At 44.4% G+C, this 19,107-nt stretch carries 20 protein-coding genes; 4 read left to right on the forward strand and 16 right to left on the reverse strand.

Going from position 1 to position 19,107, the window contains the following annotated elements:
* Positions 1–289: photosystem II q(b) protein (locus tag GVY04_18930; protein ID NBD18129.1), on the reverse strand; the 289-nt coding region annotated here is incomplete at its 3' end.
* A gap of 136 nt (positions 290–425) precedes the next feature.
* Complete coding sequence (locus GVY04_18935) at positions 426–992, reverse strand: thioredoxin fold domain-containing protein (protein NBD18130.1); 567 nt, start codon at positions 990–992, stop codon at positions 426–428.
* A 225-nt stretch (positions 993–1,217) separates the two neighbouring features.
* Between GVY04_18935 and GVY04_18940 the strand changes: the two genes are divergently transcribed.
* Complete coding sequence (locus GVY04_18940; protein ID NBD18131.1) at positions 1,218–1,622, forward strand: 4Fe-4S dicluster domain-containing protein; 405 nt, start codon at positions 1,218–1,220, stop codon at positions 1,620–1,622.
* On the opposite strand, the gene GVY04_18945 is transcribed toward GVY04_18940, so the two are convergent.
* Entirely contained in the window at positions 1,612–2,751 is a 1,140-nt protein-coding gene (locus tag GVY04_18945) for a SpoIID/LytB domain-containing protein (GenBank protein ID NBD18132.1), read from the reverse strand. The two genes, GVY04_18940 and GVY04_18945, sit on opposite strands and share 11 nt — an antisense overlap.
* A 161-nt stretch (positions 2,752–2,912) precedes the next feature.
* On the opposite strand from GVY04_18945, the gene GVY04_18950 reads away from it, so the two are divergent.
* On the forward strand, positions 2,913–3,119 hold the full coding sequence (locus tag GVY04_18950) for a hypothetical protein (protein NBD18133.1): 207 nt from the start codon (positions 2,913–2,915) through the stop codon (positions 3,117–3,119).
* Between the two features lie 100 nt (positions 3,120–3,219).
* On the forward strand, positions 3,220–4,608 hold the full coding sequence (gene argH / locus GVY04_18955) for an argininosuccinate lyase (GenBank protein NBD18134.1): 1,389 nt from the start codon (positions 3,220–3,222) through the stop codon (positions 4,606–4,608).
* A 3-nt stretch (positions 4,609–4,611) separates the two neighbouring features.
* On the opposite strand, the gene GVY04_18960 is transcribed toward argH, so the two are convergent.
* Positions 4,612–6,033, reverse strand: a complete 1,422-nt coding sequence (locus GVY04_18960; protein NBD18135.1) for an aspartate ammonia-lyase — start codon at positions 6,031–6,033, stop codon at positions 4,612–4,614.
* 88 nt (positions 6,034–6,121) lie between these two features.
* On the opposite strand from GVY04_18960, the gene GVY04_18965 reads away from it, so the two are divergent.
* Positions 6,122–6,379: a chlororespiratory reduction protein 7 gene (locus tag GVY04_18965; GenBank protein NBD18136.1), complete on the forward strand. Its 258-nt coding sequence runs from the start codon at positions 6,122–6,124 to the stop codon at positions 6,377–6,379.
* A 73-nt stretch (positions 6,380–6,452) separates the two neighbouring features.
* On the opposite strand, the gene GVY04_18970 is transcribed toward GVY04_18965, so the two are convergent.
* The 12 genes from GVY04_18970 to GVY04_19025 form a co-directional block, all read right to left on the reverse strand.
* Entirely contained in the window at positions 6,453–6,974 is a 522-nt protein-coding gene (locus tag GVY04_18970; protein NBD18137.1) for a diacylglycerol kinase family protein, read from the reverse strand.
* A gap of 63 nt (positions 6,975–7,037) precedes the next feature.
* Positions 7,038–7,532: an rRNA maturation RNase YbeY gene (gene ybeY / locus GVY04_18975; protein ID NBD18138.1), complete on the reverse strand. Its 495-nt coding sequence runs from the start codon at positions 7,530–7,532 to the stop codon at positions 7,038–7,040.
* Positions 7,532–7,753, reverse strand: a complete 222-nt coding sequence (locus tag GVY04_18980; GenBank protein NBD18139.1) for a DUF3285 domain-containing protein — start codon at positions 7,751–7,753, stop codon at positions 7,532–7,534. The genes ybeY and GVY04_18980 overlap by 1 nt, the downstream gene beginning before the upstream one ends.
* Before the next feature lie 117 nt (positions 7,754–7,870).
* Positions 7,871–8,978 (reverse strand): peptide chain release factor 2 gene (locus tag GVY04_18985; GenBank protein ID NBD18140.1). Its coding sequence is split into 2 segments (ribosomal slippage): positions 7,871–8,905 and positions 8,907–8,978, totalling 1,107 coding nucleotides; the frame shifts between segments, so codons are not numbered across the junction.
* Positions 8,979–9,018: 40 nt separating this feature from the next.
* Positions 9,019–10,647, reverse strand: coding sequence for an HlyD family efflux transporter periplasmic adaptor subunit (locus tag GVY04_18990; protein ID NBD18141.1), 1,629 nt, complete (start codon positions 10,645–10,647; stop codon positions 9,019–9,021).
* 31 nt (positions 10,648–10,678) lie between these two features.
* A complete protein-coding gene (locus tag GVY04_18995) occupies positions 10,679–13,720 on the reverse strand; it encodes a type I secretion system permease/ATPase (protein NBD18142.1) in 3,042 nt (1,013 codons plus the stop codon).
* Positions 13,717–14,472, reverse strand: coding sequence for a peptidylprolyl isomerase (locus GVY04_19000; protein ID NBD18143.1), 756 nt, complete (start codon positions 14,470–14,472; stop codon positions 13,717–13,719). The genes GVY04_18995 and GVY04_19000 overlap by 4 nt, the downstream gene beginning before the upstream one ends.
* Positions 14,473–14,632: 160 nt before the next feature.
* Positions 14,633–15,379 carry a hypothetical protein gene (locus GVY04_19005; protein NBD18144.1) on the reverse strand — a complete coding sequence of 249 codons (747 nt, stop codon included), beginning with the start codon at positions 15,377–15,379 and terminating at the stop codon, positions 14,633–14,635.
* Between the two features lie 141 nt (positions 15,380–15,520).
* Positions 15,521–16,051, reverse strand: a complete 531-nt coding sequence (locus tag GVY04_19010) for a hypothetical protein (GenBank protein ID NBD18145.1) — start codon at positions 16,049–16,051, stop codon at positions 15,521–15,523.
* Between the two features lie 37 nt (positions 16,052–16,088).
* The gene (locus tag GVY04_19015; protein NBD18146.1) at positions 16,089–17,378 is read right to left on the reverse strand and encodes a hypothetical protein; all 1,290 of its coding nucleotides are present in this window, start codon (positions 17,376–17,378) and stop codon (positions 16,089–16,091) included.
* Between the two features lie 354 nt (positions 17,379–17,732).
* Positions 17,733–18,749 carry a permease gene (locus tag GVY04_19020; protein ID NBD18147.1) on the reverse strand — a complete coding sequence of 339 codons (1,017 nt, stop codon included), beginning with the start codon at positions 18,747–18,749 and terminating at the stop codon, positions 17,733–17,735.
* Positions 18,746–19,107, reverse strand: a 362-nt coding sequence (locus GVY04_19025; GenBank protein ID NBD18148.1) for a colanic acid biosynthesis acetyltransferase WcaF, incomplete at its 5' end; no start/stop codon positions are given. The genes GVY04_19020 and GVY04_19025, both read right to left, overlap by 4 nt.

Consider the following 19,107-nt stretch of genomic DNA (forward strand, 5'->3'; position numbering starts at 1 on the left):
AGATCGGGTAGAAGTGAAGTCCAATGGCGTTGGAGGAAGGAACAACGGCACCGGAGATGATGTTGTTTCCATAGAGTAAGGAACCGGCGACGGGTTCACGAATGCCGTCGATGTCTACCGGAGGGGCGGCGACGAAGGCGATGATAAAGCAGGTGGTGGCGGTCAAGAGGGTGGGGATCATGAGCACGCCGAACCAACCTACATAGAGGCGGTTTTCGGTACTGGTGACCCACTGGCAAAACCGTTCCCAGAGATTCTGGCTTTGTTGTTGCTGTAAGGTGGTTGTCATAGTTTTATGATTGCTTTGAACACTACAATGTGCTTCAAGAGGGATAGCAGTTAACTAACTGCTGATTAATAATATAAACAATAGATTGCGTTTTGTAAAGAGTACTCACAAAAATTTAAGTCTCACGATAGAGAACCTAGCGACCATGACTACGGGGTGCCACCTCTGAGGGATCTGGTTGATTAGATTGGGGAGTCCCGACGCGGGAGCGCTGTCCTTGTTGGTTGGCGTAAGGAAGGTTTTCCTCGTTAGCGAGAGCGGCTAAGTTATTGTCTAAAACAGACTGGGGTTGCTCTCCAATCACTGACGCGATCGCGCTGCCTTCTCTGGAAATAAAAGCAAAGTGAGGAATGCTATCGACGTTGTATTGCAGCATTTCTGGCAGCCATTTATCGTTATCCACATTCAACATGACAAAGTTGATGCGGTCGTTATACTTTTGTTTGAGTTCTCCAATCTCTTTCGCCATTGCTTGACAGCTGGTACACCAATTGGCGTAAAACTCCAAAAACGTAGGTTTCTTGTTACTCAGAGCCACTTCTAGAGGGGTTGCGTCTTGCGCTTGACTTTCTAGAGAAAAGGAAGGGCTATCGGTTTGTAAGCCCAAGAATAGGGTCAAACTAATAGCAATAGCACCGAAAGCAATTACAATATTCCGAATGCGAGTGCTGAAAGTTGTTATTTCCGACTGCTCGTTTGCCATTTTAAGCTTGATTTACATTTATTTACGTTTTCCTTTGTTTATTTAAAGTAACAGTTTCTGCGCAGAATTCTTTTTAGGCAACGGCCATACATCTGATTGGAATCGAATCGGGGCAATTGGTGTGGTGGATGTCGCCTAAAGCAAAGAATAAATCAAGACGACAATCAGAGTTTGGAGTGATACGTTGACAGGTAAAGGACGAGCCGATAACCAGGATCAGTAACAATGAAAAAACGAGTGACCTTAACTTTCCCGAAAAATCGGGTGCCGATGCCGGTAACTTATCGTTTAGCCAAAGACTTTAATGTTGCCAGCAATATTATCCGTGCTCAAGTGGCTCCGAATCGCACCAGTAAATTAGTTGTGGAGCTATTGGGCGATATCGATGAAATTGAAGCTGCGATCGAGTGGATGGGGTTGCAGAATATTACGGTTTCTCTGGCGAGTCGAGAAATTGTAATTGATGAAGAGAGTTGTGTAGATTGTGGTTTATGCACGGGAGTTTGCCCCACACAGGCGTTAACTCTCGATCCGGAAACTTTTAAGCTCAATTTCACGCGATCGCGCTGTGTGGTTTGTGAACAGTGTATTCCCACTTGTCCCGTGCAAGCCATTTCCACTAATTTCTAGCCACCTGAGTCTCAATCAGGGCGAGTTTAACTTGTTGATAATAATGTCCTAAAATTTGACGATAGTTTGCCCCTTGCTGCGCGAGATAGTATGCCCCCCATTGGCTTAAGCCGACACCGTGACCAAAGCCGCGCCCATAAATGGTAAATCCTTGGGGATTCGGATTGACTTGAAACAGAGTACTCCGTAAGTTCAGAGCTTTCCGAAATTGATTCCCACTGATGCTTTTTGTTGCGCGATCGCCCACTACTTTCAACTTCAAAATTCGCCCTTGCGGTGTCATTTCTTCAGGAATTAAGGAACGAACTGTCCCTAAGTTCCCTAAACGCTGCCCCATTTCAGTACTGGAGACTCTCTTTTCCCACTGATAAACCGGTGCCGTCTGATCGTAATCAACCACACCTCGTAAATAGGGCAGAGGGCGATGCCAAATATCTTCCACATTTTCGGTATGTCCCCCAGAAGAGGAATGAAAAACAGCTAAGATGGCTTTCCCGCCATGTGTCAGAACCTGCCCTTGCGTACTATTGACAGCTTCCACAGTTCGTGGCGTTTCACTTTTAATTCCTTTATAAACTTGCGAAGCAGTGGTACTCTTCACATCGTAAAGGCGACTGGCAGACTCGTTTTGTTTATGGAGGGCGTAAGAACGAGCAGCAACGGCTTGGGCTTTTAGTGCCTCAAGGGGCCAACTCGCGACCATTTCTCCCCCGACAACGCTGTAAAGATAGTCTTCTAAATTCACTTGATTAATCACAGTCAGATCTGACCCATCATGAATTAATTTAGTGTCTCCGCGATACCAGCGATCGCCAATCCACACTAAGCCCTCGCCTTGGGGATCAATCCAGAGTTGATTACTTTCCCACTGTCCTAAGCGAACTTTACTATTACCACTTTCCGCCCGAAATCCGCTCATCCCTTGCAGTGATCCCAAAGCGTTGCCTGTGGCATCTCGAATGACAGCATCAGTTGAACTGCCGACTGTTACTTGTTTAGCATCTTCTTTCAAAACGACTCTTAAGGCTGTTGCTGCTTGGGCCGGGGCAAACAAGAGCAACCATAATAGTAAACTAGGTAGCAAAGACCGAAAAGGATCGCGCACAAATTTCTTGACAGCAGATACCATTACCGAACACTCCTCACTCAATTCTCAATTGGTAATCTATATAGTCGATTTTTAAGGCAAAATTGTTCAGATTTTTCTCACAAACTTGACTTGACTTTTGCACTTAACTGTGGTTAACTCCAAGTCAGTTAAGCTGAAATATTGTCTATAGTTACCCTATTATGCCTAAAATGATCACTTTTTCTCCTTATTCCTCGGTTTCTTTTTCTCAATATGATAATACAGTAGTGCTGAGCCAAGTCGTTGAAGACCCTGAAGTTTTAAAGCAAATTGAAGACGGCTGGAATAATTTTATTGAGTCAGGGCAGGTTTGGGCATTACTCATTGGTCTATTTTTAGGATATTTATTTCGCACTTTCATTTCTTAAAGGAGCAATTTGTTGAGCTTTATACTTCTCAAAGATTGAATAATACGCTAGTCTCACCTTGGGTGAGATTATTTTTTGGACAGGAGAACCAAACATTACCGTGACGCAAGGAAATACTTGGAGTGATCGATTTGAAGGGGCGTTACATCCCGCGATCGCGCAATTTAATGCCAGTATCCAGTTTGATATTGAACTGTTACCTTATGATATTCAAGGATCAATCGCTCATGCCAAAATGCTCGCGCAAACCGGCATTATCACTAATGCCGAAGCACAACAGTTGGTGCAAGGGTTAGAGCAAATTTTAAGGGAATACGAAAACGGGACATTTCAACCAGGGGTAGAAGAAGAAGACGTTCATTTTGCGGTGGAACATCGCTTAACCGATATCGTGGGGGATGTGGGCAAGAAACTGCATACGGCGCGATCGCGCAATGATCAAGTGGGAACCGACATTCGCTTATATTTACGGGACAAAATTCAGGAGATTCGCCACAGTTTGCGTCACTATCAACGCGCCCTCCTGAATTTAGCAGAAAGCCATGTGGAAACCCTAATTCCCGGTTATACTCACTTGCAACGGGCACAACCGATTAGTCTCGCTCATCACCTGCTAGCTTATTGGGAAATGGCCCAACGGGATTGGGAACGTTTGGGAGATGTTGCCAAACGAACCAATGTTTCTCCCCTTGGTTGCGGGGCACTAGCGGGAACCACGTTTCCCATCGATCGGGAATATACGGCTCGAGAACTGGGGTTTAGTAATATTTATCGCAATAGCTTAGATGCGGTCAGCGATCGCGATTTTGCCATTGAATTTCTCAATGCTGCCAGTTTGATTATGGTGCATTTATCTCGTCTCAGTGAAGAAATCATTCTCTGGGCGTCGCAAGAATTTAGCTTTGTCACGCTCAAAGATAGTTGTGCCACTGGTTCGAGTATTATGCCCCAAAAGAAAAACCCTGATATCCCAGAACTCATTCGCGGGAAAACCGGGCGTGTCTGCGGACATTTACAAGCCTTGTTGGTACTGATGAAAGGACTCCCTCTGGCTTATAACAAAGACTTACAAGAAGATAAAGAAGGACTCTTTGATGCCGTTAAAACGACGCAAGCCAGCTTAGAAGCAATGACAATCCTCTTAGCCGAGGGGATTGAGTTTCGCCGTCAACGCTTACAGGAAGCAGTTGCCGAAGATTTTTCTAATGCCACTGATGTTGCCGATTATTTAGCTAATAAAGGCGTTCCATTCCGAGAAGCCTACAACTTAGTGGGAAAAGTAGTTAAAACGAGCTTAGCTGCCGGAAAACTTTTAAAAGATCTGACCCTAGAAGAGTGGCAAGCCATTCATCCTGCTTTTGCAGAAGATATTTACGCCGCAATCACACCACAACAAGTGGTTTCTGCTCGCAATAGTAAAGGCGGAACGGGTTTCCAACAAGTCCGTCAGGCACTCCAGCAAGCCCAGTCATTAATGAGTGAACAGTAGTCATTAGTGATTAGGCTTCGACTGTATTTGACTCATTTTTGCTAAATCTAGCACTTTCGCCAGCTCTTCTTCACTCATAAGTTGTTTTTCTAAAACAAGTTCCCGCAAAGATTTACCCGTTTCCAAAGATTCTTTCGCGATCGCGGCAGCATTGAGATAACCAATATGCGGATTCAGGGCGGTAACAAGAGCAAGACTGGCTTCGGCATAGTCTTGGCAGCGATCGCGCCGGGCTGTCATTTTTTTTAGACAGCGATCACTCAGCACTTGCAGCGTATTGCCTAAAATTTCAATACTGTGAATCAAATTATACGCAATCAGGGGCATCATTACATTTAATTCTAACTGACCAGCTTGGGCTGCTAGCGCGATCGCGTTGTCGTAGCCCATCACCTGAAACGACACCATAGAAGTCATTTCCGCCAGCACCGGATTATATTTTCCCGGCATAATCGAAGACCCCGGTTGGACCGGTGGCAGTTCGATTTCTCGCAATCCCGTTTTGGGTCCCGAATCTAATAAACGAAGGTCATGGGAGATTTTGACGCAGTCTTGAGCAATATTGCGTAAGGCCCCAGAGACATTAACAAAGGGGGACATACTTTGCATCGCTGCCATAAGATGAGGGGCACTGGTTAACGGTAGATCCAAGAAATCACTCAGTAGACTCACCATTTCTTGGCGATAGTGGGGATGGGTATTTAAGCCCGTTCCAGTGGCACTGCCACCAATTCCCAATTGCTGTAAGTCTTGGGCAGCAGTTTGGAGGCGCGTTTGCTGATCGCGAAAGATTTGTGCCCAAGCGCGAAAGGTTTCTCCTAACCGAATGGGAACCGCATCCTGCATGTGAGTCCGACCGGATTTGACAATATCTTGGAACTGATTGGCTTTGCTTTCTAAGGTATCAATGGCTGTATCTAACGCCGGATAGAGGGAATGTTGTAAGGCAAGTAAAGCGCCAAGACGAATGGCAGTGGGAATCACATCATTCGTCGATTGTCCATAGTTAACCTGATCATTAGGATTCACGCGTTGATAATTGCCTTTTTCGTCTCCCAAAATTTCTAGGGCACGATTGGCAAGGACTTCATTGACATTCATGTGATGAGAAGTCCCAGCCCCGGCTTGATAAATATCGACCACGAATTGATCGCGCAAGTTGCCTTGGAGAATTTCATCAGCGGCTTGGACAATAGCGATGCTAACGTCTTCAGGAATGCAGTTGAGTTTTCCGTTCGCGATCGCTGCTGCTTTTTTAATTAAAAGACAAGCATCAACATAAGTGGGTAAAGGTTTAATGCCGCTAATGGGAAAATTCTCAGTCGCGCGTAGCGTCTGAATGCCATAATAAACTGTATTGGGGAGTTGACGTTCTCCCATAGAATCTTTTTCGGTACGCACACTAGAAGCGTTCGTTTGATTCATTTTTTAATTGATTGCAAGGTAGTTAAAATAGTAAATGATATCCAGAAATTAAGTTAGTAACTGTTAATTATTAAATATTAATTGTATTATGCCCGATTCAATCATGTATCAAGAGGACGCTTATGTCGTTCTCGAAACTAACCAACCCGAAGAAATTATGAGTCCAGAAGAGTTACTGGAAAAACTGAAAGGGGTCATTCAGAACTATCCGGATGAATTGCCTAGAGATTTACAAAAATTTGACACTATCGAAGATCAGGCCAAACATCTGATGGAAACAAGCTGTGAGTTGGATGTGGCACAAGGAGAGTATTTACAGTGGTATGTGATTCGACTGGAAAAATGAAAGCGAGCGTGAGTGAGGGAGACAAAGGGCAAGATTTAGAATGACTGAGGGCTCATAAGTGACTGCCTGCCATCTAAAAAGTTGTCGCTAAAATCAGCGTGAATAGCGGAGGGAATAAAATGATTCCAGCCACAAATAAGGCAGCCAAAGCACCAATTAAAACCGCTCCCGCTGCACAATCCTTAGCTACTTTTGCCAATTCGTGATAACTCTGCTGCACCGTAAGATCCACTACGGATTCCAAGGCAGTATTTAAGAGTTCTAACGCCAGGACAAAGGCGATGGTAATGCCAATTACCGCCATTTTTACACCGCCAATCTGGAGCCATCCCCCTAAACTCAAAGCAATGGTGCCGATGACAACGTGAATGCGAAAATTACGCTGGGTGGTAAAAGCGTAACGCACGCCTTCCCCGGCGTAACGGAAACTGGTTAGTAAGTTGGGAGCAATGTTAAAAGCCAACTGACGAGTAAAGGAACGCTTTTTAGGTTGGGAGGGTTCTTGAGATGAGCTAGAAATAAGAGTCAAGTGGTTACCCCTTTGCTGCTGAGAAGAAAGATTATTGGAATGAGATGTGATGGCGTTTATTCTCATGTTCTCGGTTACAATGATATCCTAATTTAAAGATCAATCCCAGTGATTTTAGGGAGAGAATCGTTACTTATGACCTGAGATTAACAATAAGGTTTCCTGATGAGCAAGCATTTTTTCGAGACTGGCTTCATCGGGATGATCCCATCCGAGAAGATGAAGTATGCCATGAGTGCCCAGCCAAGCCAGTTCTTGGGTGAGAGAATGCTGTTGCTCTAATGCTTGTTTTTGAGCCGTTTCCACAGAAATAATGATATCTCCTAGATAAAGAGGTTCTGCCCGAAACAGGGAGGCAGCTTGCTCTGATAAGGGATTTTCTAGGCTGGCAAAGGCAAGGACATCAGTGGGCTGATTTTTTTGCCGATATTGGGCATTTAAAGCGGCAATTTCAGCATCATTACTTAAACAGAGGGTTAATTCATACGCTTCAGCCGACGGTAGTTCTGCTTGCAGCGCATCAATCCACTGTTGAAACCATTGTTCCCAAAGTAAGGGATTGGGCAGTCCTTTTTCAGCACAATCGGTTTGGATATAGACCGCTAGGGGCACAGAGGGAGACATCAGTGCGTCAGGTAGGATAAACCAATAAACAACGCCAGTAAACCAATAGTACTGAGAAAGAAGTGTTGTAAAGATTTTCCAGATTTGCGGACCATGTTCCGCATCGCAAGCTTGGTATAACTAGGGGTTTGCACCTCGGAGTTTACAGGTTCTGAGGTGGCAGATTCCTGTTCTGAGTGTGGATCAGGGGAATAAGTAGGATTCATTGGTTGTTCGGTCATTTTTAGGCAATCGATCACTAATATTGCGACTAGCTTAACATTTGCTCAGAATTGATGCTAATGATTAACTCAGCTACTTAATTCACCCACTTCCCAAAATAGAGCTTGGTTCTAAAGTTAATCCTGATGACTGCGTAGATACGCTTCAATAAAGGCATCAATCTCTCCGTCGAGAACATCATCAACAGCGCTGGTTTCAACATTTGTCCGGAGATCTTTCACCATCTGATAAGGATGAAACACATAGTTCCGAATCTGGTTTCCCCAGGCTGCTTCCACGGCTTCCCCACGAATTTCAGCAATTTTTTGTGCTCGTTGTTCTTGGGCAATGACGATCAGCTTCGATTTGAGAAGCGCGATCGCTTTTTCTCGGTTTTGTAATTGCGAGCGTTCCTGCGTGCAGCGCACCGCAATGCCAGTGGGGAGGTGAACAATCCGGACGGCTGTTTCCACTTTGTTTACATTTTGTCCGCCTTTACCGCCGGCGCGAGACGTCGTAATTTCTAAGTCTTTTTCCGGCAGTTCAATGTCCTGGATCGTCGTTTGATCCAAAAGTGGCATCACTTCCACCCCAGCAAAGCTGGTTTGTCGTTTTCCGTTCGCATTAAAGGGAGAAATCCGAACTAGGCGATGGGTTCCCTTTTCTCCTTTGAGATAGCCATAGGCATAGCGCCCTTCAATTTCGAGGGTGGCGGACTTAATTCCGGCTTCATCTCCTTCTGATAATTCTGCTAAATGGGCTTTATAGCCTTGCTTTTCTGACCAACGCGAATACATCCGCAGCAGCATTTGTGCCCAGTCTTGAGCATCAGTTCCCCCAGCGCCGGTGTTAATGGTCAGCACAGCACCCCGATCATCATAGGGTTCACACAGCAGTTGTTGCAGTTCCCAACGCTCTAGCGATTCCTGGAGTTCGGCGATGTTTTGGGTGGCTTCTTCCCAGAGGGCGGGATCGGCTTCGGTTTCGAGTAACTCAATAATGGCTTGCGTATCTTCTGCGCGATCGCGCCACTGTTGATATTGCTCCCAAGCCGACTTCAGATCATTGAGTTTTTGCAAGGTTTGTTGAGCTGCTTCCGGATCATCCCAAAATTTTGGTTGGGCCGCTTCTTGCTCTAAATCTTCGATTTTCGCCTTGATCCACGGCAGGTCAAAGATACTCCTGGGCTTTCCCCAGGCGTTGCAATACGGTTTCTGTGTCTCGTTTTAAGTCGGTAATTTCCATTGTCATTGGTTGCTTTCAGAAATTCTGCTTTAGTTTCAGCCTAGCGAACATTTTTTAGAGTTTCCACTTCTTTGGTAAAGCGTTCCAGCAACAGACTAATCACCCGTCGATCTTCTCGGAGTTTGATGTTGGTACTGACTGACATTCCTGATTGCAAAGGAATTTCTCGATCTTGTACTGCCAAGACTTGATTATCCAACCTAATTTTAGCGGGAAAGCGGAAGAAGTCATAGGTTTCATCGGGCGGTAGGGCATCCGATCCAATCGAAATCAGTTCTCCTTGAATGTCGCCATATTCGCTAAAGGGAAAAGAATCAATCCGCACATCCACAGTCATCCCTTCTTTGACAAACCCAATGTCTTGGTTGGTAATGAAAACTTCTGCAATTAAGTTTTCTTGGGGAACAATTTTCATTAATTTTTGACTCGTATTCGCGACAAAGCCCGGACTAGCTTCAAGGTCAAAAATTTTGCCACTAATTGGTGCCTTTAAGTTTTGATATTCTAGTTGTTGCTGGGTTTGACTGATCTGACTGTTCAGTTCAGAAATGCGATTTTCATTATCAACAATCGCTTTGGTTAACTGGCTATCAATTTGCGCAATTTGTTGCTTATTGCGAGCAATGCGGTCGAGAACATCTTTTTGGGTGGTTGCTGTGGTATTTTCTAACTCTTGTCCGGCTTGAGTTTGATCAAGCAAGAGCCGTTGTTTTTCTTGCTGGAGTTCGGCTAATCTGGCTTCTTGTTCTTGAACTCTTTGTTTTTGTTCAATTTGCCGAAATTCAGAAATTCCACCTTCTTCAAAGAGAGTTGTTAATTTCTCTAATTTTTCCCGTTCAGTTTGCAGTTGAACACGGGTATTTTCCAATTGCACATCCACTCGTCGCAATTGCTTTGCAATTTGTTGCTCTTCCAGGCGAGCAGCTTCTGTGCGAGTGGTTGCCTCTCTTGTTGAAGCTTGGAGGCGTTCAATTTCATCCCGCCCTAAATCTTTATCTTGTTCGCCAATGCCAATTTGAGCGCGATAAAGCCGATTTTCTTCCACTAGTGCCCTCCGATTGCGAGCCAGCATTGCCACTTCGGTCGGGATATCCAGGCGATTAATTTCTGTTTCTACCGCTGCTGGTGCGGTTGCAGCACTATTCATGATTTGCCGATAGAAACTATTTTCTTGTTGCAGAGAGGCTCGAATTCTTTCTAAAGATTCAATTTGCGCTTGTGCTGTCGTGGAATCGTAATGCAAGAGCACTTGCCCTTGTTGAACCAAATCTCCTTCTTCATAGAGCTCTCCTTTACGGCTGGGATCTTCTCCTGGCTCAATCGTAGAATTCGTCGCCATGCCTTTAATGACACCGTTTATGGGAGATTGCACTTCTTTGACATCTCCTTGCGGTTTCAGTTGTCCTTGGGCACCAACGGCTTGTTCAATTTTGGCGAAGTAAGACCAAGCGACAGCAAAACCAATCACACCTAAAATGGTTACTAACACCACTCGCGGCCACAGAGGAGACTGACTGAGAACAACGGCTTGGTCAAAGTTGTCTTCGTAGGTATTGTAGGAAATCGAATTGGCGCTTTGAGATTTTTCGAGTTGGGAAGGGCTAACATTGAGCTTCCCATTTTGGCGGGAAACCATTGAGTGAGGGCGGTTATCGTTGGCTTGGCTCATTGTTTGTCTCCTATTGAGGTTTTAAAGGTAACTAGACACGAGATTCTTGTTGTTGATAGAGGTAGTAATAGCGACCTTGGAGAGCCATTAATTCTTCATGAGTGCCTTGTTCGACAATTCTCCCGGCATCCATCATCAAAATTAGATCTGAATTTTTGATCGTTGCTAATCGATGCGTGATGAAAAACACGGTTTGATCTTGGAAAACTTCCGCTAAGTTACGGGAGAGTTGTTCTTCAGTATTGTAATCAAGGGCACTGGTTGCTTCGTCTAACACGAGCAGTTGCGGGCGTTGAAGAATCGTACGCGCGATCGCGATGCGTTGCCGTTGTCCTCCCGATAGCGACGCTCCCCGTTCCCCTACTCTTGTATTGTAACCAGCCGGAAGATTCATAATAAATTCGTGAGCAACTGCCGCTTGGGCTGCTTCAATAATCTCCTCGGTGCTGGCATCGGGATTGGTTAAAGAAATATTTTCTTGGACAGTACCTTCAAAGAGTAAGGGATCTTGGGGAACGACCCCAATTTGGCGTCGTAGAGAGTAAAGTTCAACTTTGGCAATGTCATAATTATCGATCAGAATTCGCCCTGCTTCGGGTTCGTAGAGGCGAGCAACTAATTTAGTGAGGGTACTTTTGCCCGCCCCGCTTTGCCCGACAATGCCCACAAACTGTCCCGGTTCAATGTCAAGATTGATGTTATTCAGTTGCATGGGACCGCTATTTTTGAAGCGGAAGGAGACATTTTCATAACGCACGGCTCCCTCAATTAGCGGCATGGGAATGTTATCCCGGTCTTCTTCTCCTTCTTGGGGATTATCAACAATGTCGCTGAGCCGTTCTAAGGAAAGAGCAGTTTCTTGGAAGTTCTGCCACAGTTGCGAGAGTCGAAGTAACGGGCTGGTGACATAGCCGGCAATAATCCGAAAGGCAATGAGTTGCCCTAAGGTGAGCTCTCCTTGTAAGACTAAGTAGGCCCCAAACCAGAGCACAACTAATCCGGAAATTTTGTTAAAAAAGTTACTGCTAGAGCTGGAAATGGTGGAAGTGACGACATTTCTAAAGCCAGCAGAAACGTAACGAGAATAGAGTTCTTGCCAACGCCAGCGCGATCGCAGCTCGATATTTTGGGCTTTCACTGTTTGAATTCCCGACAGAACTTCCACTAAGTAGGATTGCGTTTGAGAATTTCGTTCTGCTTTAGTGCGGAGTTGTCGCCGAATCGTGGGGGAAAAGCCGAGGGTTAACCCCATCAATACAGGGACCACCGCTAAGGCAGCAATCGTTAATTTCCAGCTGAAGATCAACATGACTCCGATATAAACAACGGAGAAAATCGAATCGAGAACGACGGTTAAAGCAGTCCCGGTCAGAAATTGACGAATGCGTTCGAGTTCATTGACCCGACTCGCGAGTTCCCCAACCGGACGTTTTTCAAAGTAACGTAAGGGTAGTCTGAGCAAATGGTCAATAATTTTTGATCCCAAACTCATATCAATGCGATTGGTGGCATCCACAAAGATATGGGTCCGCAATGTACTGAGGATGGCTTCAAAAATGGCAATGACTAAAACAAAGATCCCTAATATGTTGAGGACATCGGGGCTATTTTGGGCAATCACCTTGTCAATAATGACCAGCATCATCAATGGGTGGGCCAAGCCGAAGAGCTGGACAAACAAGGAAGCCACAAAAACAAGGATCAGGGTGCCGCGATATTTTTTAAGATAGGGAATAAACCATTGAATACCGAACCGTTGTTGAGGCGTTTCTTTCGTTGCTTCTAAGAGTAAAAGTTGTCCCCCTTCTCCCCAACTTTCAGCAAACTCTTGCATCGATTTGGTAACGACGCCTTCTCCAGGAATCCCTAAGACCACTTCTCGGTCGTTACTCTCGTAAAGAATGGCTAGGTCTTCTCCCCAACGAATCAAGGCAGGAGGAGTAATGCGCGAAATAGATTTTGTCGGAATTTGAGTCAGTTGCGCCTTCAGTCCTAATAGTTCCGCGATCGCGCCAGCAACCGGTAACGATAAGGTTTCACTCCGTCGTAATTGGTCACTCAGCACCCGTCGAATCACTTCTTTGCGAAACGGCACTTGGAAGTATTGACTCAGCATTTGAAAGCAAGCAAAAGCCCGTTCCAGGGAATTATTTCTTCGGGGTCGCACATGAGGGTATTTTTTTAACCCAACGGTTTCCCCTTCCTCTTCATAATCATCGGTGCCTGGAATCACCCTTGGTGCCTCTGTAATTTCGACACCATCAACTAGTGTTGATGTTACGGCTTCGGCTTCTTGAGTTTCTACTACTTCTGGACTATCAGCAGAGGCGGTAAATAAATTTGGATTAAACCAGGGTAATTCTGCTTTCCGAAAACCAATGAGGCGAGCTGGCTGTTGTCCGTCCACACTCAGAACAGTGTCTTCTACTAGTTCTAACCGACTTCCAATCGCCAAATTGTTAATTCTGCCACCGCCACTAACCAACCAAACCCGTTCTTCATCCTTTAAAGGATGGTCGCTCGGTAAATTAGCCAGGGTATACCGACCAGGTGGAAGGAGTTGCACCACTGCTGTTGCTAAACTGGTGTCTGTTAAAGCTTTGAGATCAATCCCACCATGAGGTTGACGCTCTTGTTCTTGACACAGCAGGGTAAATATTTCAATGGCGCTACATTGATTTTGCACCGCTTCCCGAAACGAATCGTAGCGTTGATACAGTTGCCAAAAATCTTCGGCTTTTAGGCTTAAACAGATCGATTCTTCTGAGGCAATCGCGGTTTCACAGGGGGTTCCTCGCACCAAGCCCACCCAACCAATCATTTGTCCGGGGGAAGCCAATTCCAAGGTAATGGGCATCTGATTTTGGGATTGATATCCAAGAAGCCGCACCTGTCCTTCGTAAACAATTTGGATTTCTGTGGGCATCCGTTCTCGTAAGGCGAGGGCTTGGCCCATTTTATAGCGTAGGGGTTGTAGCTTTTGCGAAAGAGCTTCCCGGGCTTCCTGCGGCAGTTGGTTGAAGGGAAATTCATTGCTGAGAAAAGAAACAAAATCAGTTCGTGTAAAACTCATGAAGCTACCTCGGAGGTTTCCGAATTTAAAGGTTCAATCGTGGTAATTTTTTTGACTTCCTCTTCCAGCCATTGACTAAAGAGTTCATGCAAAAGTTTTTGACGTGTCGCCTCATTCAACTGTGCAGAAATGAGCTTTTCTAAACGGACAATAATATGCCATTCGCCAATCTGAACCGGCGGCCACAGTTGTCCAACCTCACTTTGAACTAAGATTTTGGCTAGCTTTTCATGGGGAGTTGTGATGGGCACCGGACCAATAATTCCTCGAGTTTGTGCTTCTGGCCCTTGGGAATAAGTTTGAGCCAATTCTTCAAAGCTGGCTTCCTGATTTTGGAGACGAAAATAAAGTTCGGTAGCCGTATTATTGTCCTTCGTCCGTAGCAGGGAATACACCACTTGGTCAAGATCGCGTTTACGCTGAAGAAAATAGGATTCAATTTTAGGGCCCCAGGTCTCTTGTTTAAATTTTCTAATCTTATAATTGCGCACGGCAATTTTTTCTAGATCAGCGGGTTGTAAGCGCGTTTGATCCAACCAAGCTTGTAATCGGTTCGAGTCAGTGAATCGATTTTGTTGCCAATATTCCTGTTTCGCTGTTTCTACCTCTTCTGCTGAGCATTCAATCGGCGCGATCGCGTGATCAATCACTAATTCTCGCAAGAATTGGGGAAGCATCTGATACTTTTTCAGATGAGAGAGCAGGTGTTCTGGGAGAATACGGGTTTGGTTAACTTTGATAACCTCAGTCATGGGATATATTCTTACGTTCCGACAATCGAGTACAGATATACTGAGTACCGAGCCATTCTCCTGGGAATGAATAGCTGATACAAACTGTAGCCTACCCAAACTTAGGACGTAAGAAGCACTTCTACAAGGGTTTCTACAAGAAATTTTTACTACTTAAGTGCTAGTTTGGCATAACTTGCGGCGGAAAGATACCCCCTTCACTTTTTCCTAAGAATTTTTGATGGACAATTTGCTGGAAGGTTTCCCAATTATCGGACCAGCGATCAATTCGAGATTGTAATTGAGTCGTTGCATCCGTACCTGTTTGCTGAGAATGATAATTAAAGCTGCCGGAAAATAATAGTGCACTGACAGCTTGAATCGGTTCAGTTTGGGTCCGAAGCTGCACTTCACTAATGCTTAAATTTAACTGGCACTCTTGTAGTTGATAGACAAAATTAACAGACGCTTGGGGCAAACTATTTCCGACTTCTTGCCAAGGTCCGGGAGCAATAATTTTTTGAACAATAAAGTGACGGGGATTGGTGTCTGTTTGGTTACCAAAACTAACAATTGTTTTTGGGGCAATACTTACAGTTTGGTAACCGGCTTGGGAAAATTTAGCCATAAATGCTTTAGCTATAGTAGCCGATTGTAAATTTTCCTGATTTTGGTTGTTTAATGGTTCGGCGAACGTAATATTCCGTTGCTGAGCAACAATATTAACCCCATTTTTAAAGTTTAACCGGGCTTGCAGTTGGTTCAGTACCGGCTGCCTTGCCAGTTCCCAATCGGCAGGAATCACTCCCAGCGATCGCAAATTATCCAGCGTTAACATTGTTGGATTTAAATTTTGAGCCGAGAGCGTAATCGCGAGTTCTTGAATATCTAACGGCTGATTTAAAGGGTTCGCGGCGGCATCTGCCATAACTTTTTCTTAACCTTAATAATCGTAAAAAATTGATTGCCATCTAAGAGGATATCGGAAAATTGACTGATTGAAAATCCTCTCTTCAACTTCGACAAAATTCCGAGTCTCCTTGGCAACTGAAATCAAAATTGGCGAGGATTAATCGTCTCCTGATGTAGCTTCGTTTGAAATTTGAAGCAAGAGTTGTTGAATTTCAATGATTGACTGTGGCGGATTGTTTAAAGTTGCAGACTCCAAATTACTAATTAGCGTGTTATATGTTGTGATGGCACCGATTAGTTTGTTAGCTTGTTCCTCTGGAGAACCAGTGAGTGCACCGGCAAGACTGGTAAGTAAACCTCTTGCTTCAGCCGGATCAATTCCAGTGAATGTTCCACTAGAACGTACAGCGTCTATATCAACGTCAGAACTTCTTAATAGTGATGCTAATCGGCGCTGAAAGGGTGATCCTTCCTCTAGACTTGCAATAAGGGTATCAAGTAAGGTAGCGAAGTCAGTACTAAAAGCACTCTCCCCTGTCTCATCTGTAGTCACAACATTAAAATCGGTACTAATATCGGTAGCGATATCAGTAGATATCTGAGCTTGAACTGGAGTTGGCATTGTCGCAAATCCACTGATGAGGGCAAAACTGAGACCAAGTTGGACGGAAAGACGTTTGAATTTCATGAGCTAAAAACCTCCTGATTATTTTTTATGATGTTGTTTAGAAAAGACGTGTTCCATAACCGACAGTCAGAATAAAGTGGGGATCAAATTCACCGGTTAAATCTGTTACCTGAGGGGTAATCACAAGAGGGATTTCTCGAAAAGGGGCAGCGGAAACCCCCAGTGCCAGGGTATTACCGGTATAAGCTCCAAGCAGAGAAAACTGTTCACTCACTCTTAGACCCACTGAGCCGAAAATATTAATCGTTTCGTCCCTTTCTTGAATATCGTCGATTTCCCGGAAACGCCCTGATCCCAATCCTACAGTCACCGCAAGCGAATTAAATAAATCATTGGGGTTCTCCTGTAAAGCAAATATATTAGTGAATGAACCATAGTAATTGGTGTCAGCATCAAAATCGCCATATCTGATTAAGTTTTCGACGCCAATGGCAGCCGAGCTAGTGTCACTTAAGCGGCGGTGAATTTTAAGACTGACAGATCCCGTATCGAAGGGAACACTGCGAATCGTTGAAAAAGAGCTATAAATTAAATCGAAACCAATCGTTTCTTGGGGATTACCAAGGCCTAACCCAAAGCCAAAGCCAGCGTCAGATTTATCCGAGGTACGGGTTTGCTCTTGAAATGTTAGGCTCGCGAAGAATTGACCTTGGGATCCGCCAAACCCGGAAGGAACACTAAGCGCAATAGCCGGTGCGCCTTTTTGGGTTTCGACTAATAGGCTTTCCAAGTCTGGTTCAGGGACGGAGAGCTGTTCAATTAACTCTTCACGACTAGGACTATCAACTTCATTTTGGGCGAAGTTGGCAGAGGTCTGTGGGAGAGCCTGATAGCGATCTCTACTCTCATCACCCCCGCTGAGGGGAGAAGGATTTTCTGCTTTCTGGTTCTTCAGGCGCTGGTTAAGGGTCGTTAACTCAGCTTGACTGAGACCGGAAAAGAGATCTCTCAGGGTTTGGAGTTGAGTAGATGTTAACTGATAAGGAGCTGACTGTTTCTGCTGTAATTGTCTGAGTTGCTCCTCAATGATTTGCGTTTGTTTTTTGGCTGAAGAAGAAATGCTAAATGTTGGCACTAACTCCAAAGCACGGATTGTGTCTTGGAGTTCTTCAGCTGTTAATACTGTCTCAAAAGAAATTTGGTTTGTATCAAATTCCTCTAATTGCGGTAATGGTATTGATTCGCTAGCGGCTTGGGAAGAACTTGCTGTCCAAATCAAGTCTCTAGCTTCTGCAACCGAGTTTCCACTTGATAATAAACCAACAATCACACCCCTAAGTAATGCCTGTCCTAAACGATGACCGATAGAAACTTGAGTAAGTGACATTATATTGAAGCTAACCAATTAATATTAATAACTCAATGTAATTTACTCGATTTACACTGACTCTGCAACAGAGAAAACCACGAAAATGGTACTTAAGTTATTAGAAAGTTATTAACCTATGATTAAAAAGGTAGAATTTTTCTCTGACAATGGGTAAAAGATCAAAGCTTTGCCGGGCTAAGTTAGGATTGTGTTGAGTCGTTGATTCAGATAAATTGCCAGAAGTGAGTGGAACTCAGAGCTCGATTGTGATGACTTAAATTTTTTGAAATCGTTATCTTGATCTTCAGTTGAGTCTAAATGTTTCAGGAACAGCGTTTCAAGAACTATGCCTCATTGTCACAATTCAGCGTTTTAGCTCAATAAATAGTTATATCCCAAAGTGAGTAAGAAAATTAACTGAGCTGAGATTGCAAACAGATAAATAATGATGCGGGGCTTAAACACTGACAAGAGTAAGCCGACACTTTTGAGATCAATCATCGGACCGAAAACGAGGAAGGCAAGTAAGGAACTAGTGGTGAACGTCGCGGAAAAAGATAGGGCAAAAAAAGCATCAACCGTTGAACAAATAGAGATTAAAGCACCTAATGTCATCATCACAATAATCGAAGTGATCGGACTTTGTCCTAAACCTAAAATCAGCTCGCGTGGGGTAAACACTTGAATTCCCGCGGCGATCGCGCTCCCTAAAATTAAGATTCCGCCTAATTCTCGTAACTCTTGGGTTAAATTATTGAGGAAGGCTTGCCAACGCCAACCAGTTAACCCTTTTCTCGGTGCGTCTACAGTGGAAACTGTTTCTAAAGAGATGGGTTGACCATTGGCATTAAGTAAAAAAGTTCCAGATTGCAGGAGAGGGGATTGTTGCTTTAGCGACTGATTCGAGCGCTTAACTTTTTTGCGGGAATACTGGAGTTGTCTAGCTAAAGTCGGTTGTAAAAGCACTTTGACATCTTTTTGGACACTGAAAAGACAACTAATGATCACAGCGACGATTAAAGAAAACAAAACCCTTAAGCCAACAATTTCCGGTTGATCGCGAAAAGCAATCCAAGTTGACCAAATCACAATCGGATTAATAGTAGGCGCAGCTAATAAAAAGCCAATGGCCACAGAAATCGGTACTCGCTCTAAGAGTAAACGTCTGGCAACGGGGACGTTTCCACATTCACAAACGGGAAAAAGAAATCCCACTAAGCTTCCCATTAATGCACCTAAAATTGGATTTTTAGGCAGAACATGAATCAGTTTGGCTTCATCAATAAAGAGGAGTAAAAGACTAGATAGAATCACCCCCATTAATAAAAAAGGAAAAGCTTCAACAATTAAGCTCAGAAAAAGAGTTACACTATTGCCTAATTGATTCATAACGATTTTGCTCTTTCTGGTTTCGTACTATTTTGACTGAACCGTTTTTTTATCGGTTGTGCTGGATTCCCGACATAAATCGTCATGGGTGCAAGGGATTTTCCGGTGACACTCCCTAATGCCAACACCGCTCCCCGACCAACCGTGACATTTGGTCCAATGATTGCCCCAGCAGCGATCCAACTCCCTTCTTCCAGAGTAATAGCAGCAGTAATCAACGAAAAGTTAGGGTCACTCCAGTCGTGATTACCGGTACACAAATAGACGCCTTGAGAAACGCAAACATGATTTTCAATGATAATCGGAGCAAGATTATCTAACCAAGCCTTTTCACCCAACCAAACATAATCACCAAGGG

It is taken from the genome of Cyanobacteria bacterium GSL.Bin1 (assembly GCA_009909085.1).
GTDB lineage: Bacteria > Cyanobacteriota > Cyanobacteriia > Cyanobacteriales > Rubidibacteraceae > Halothece.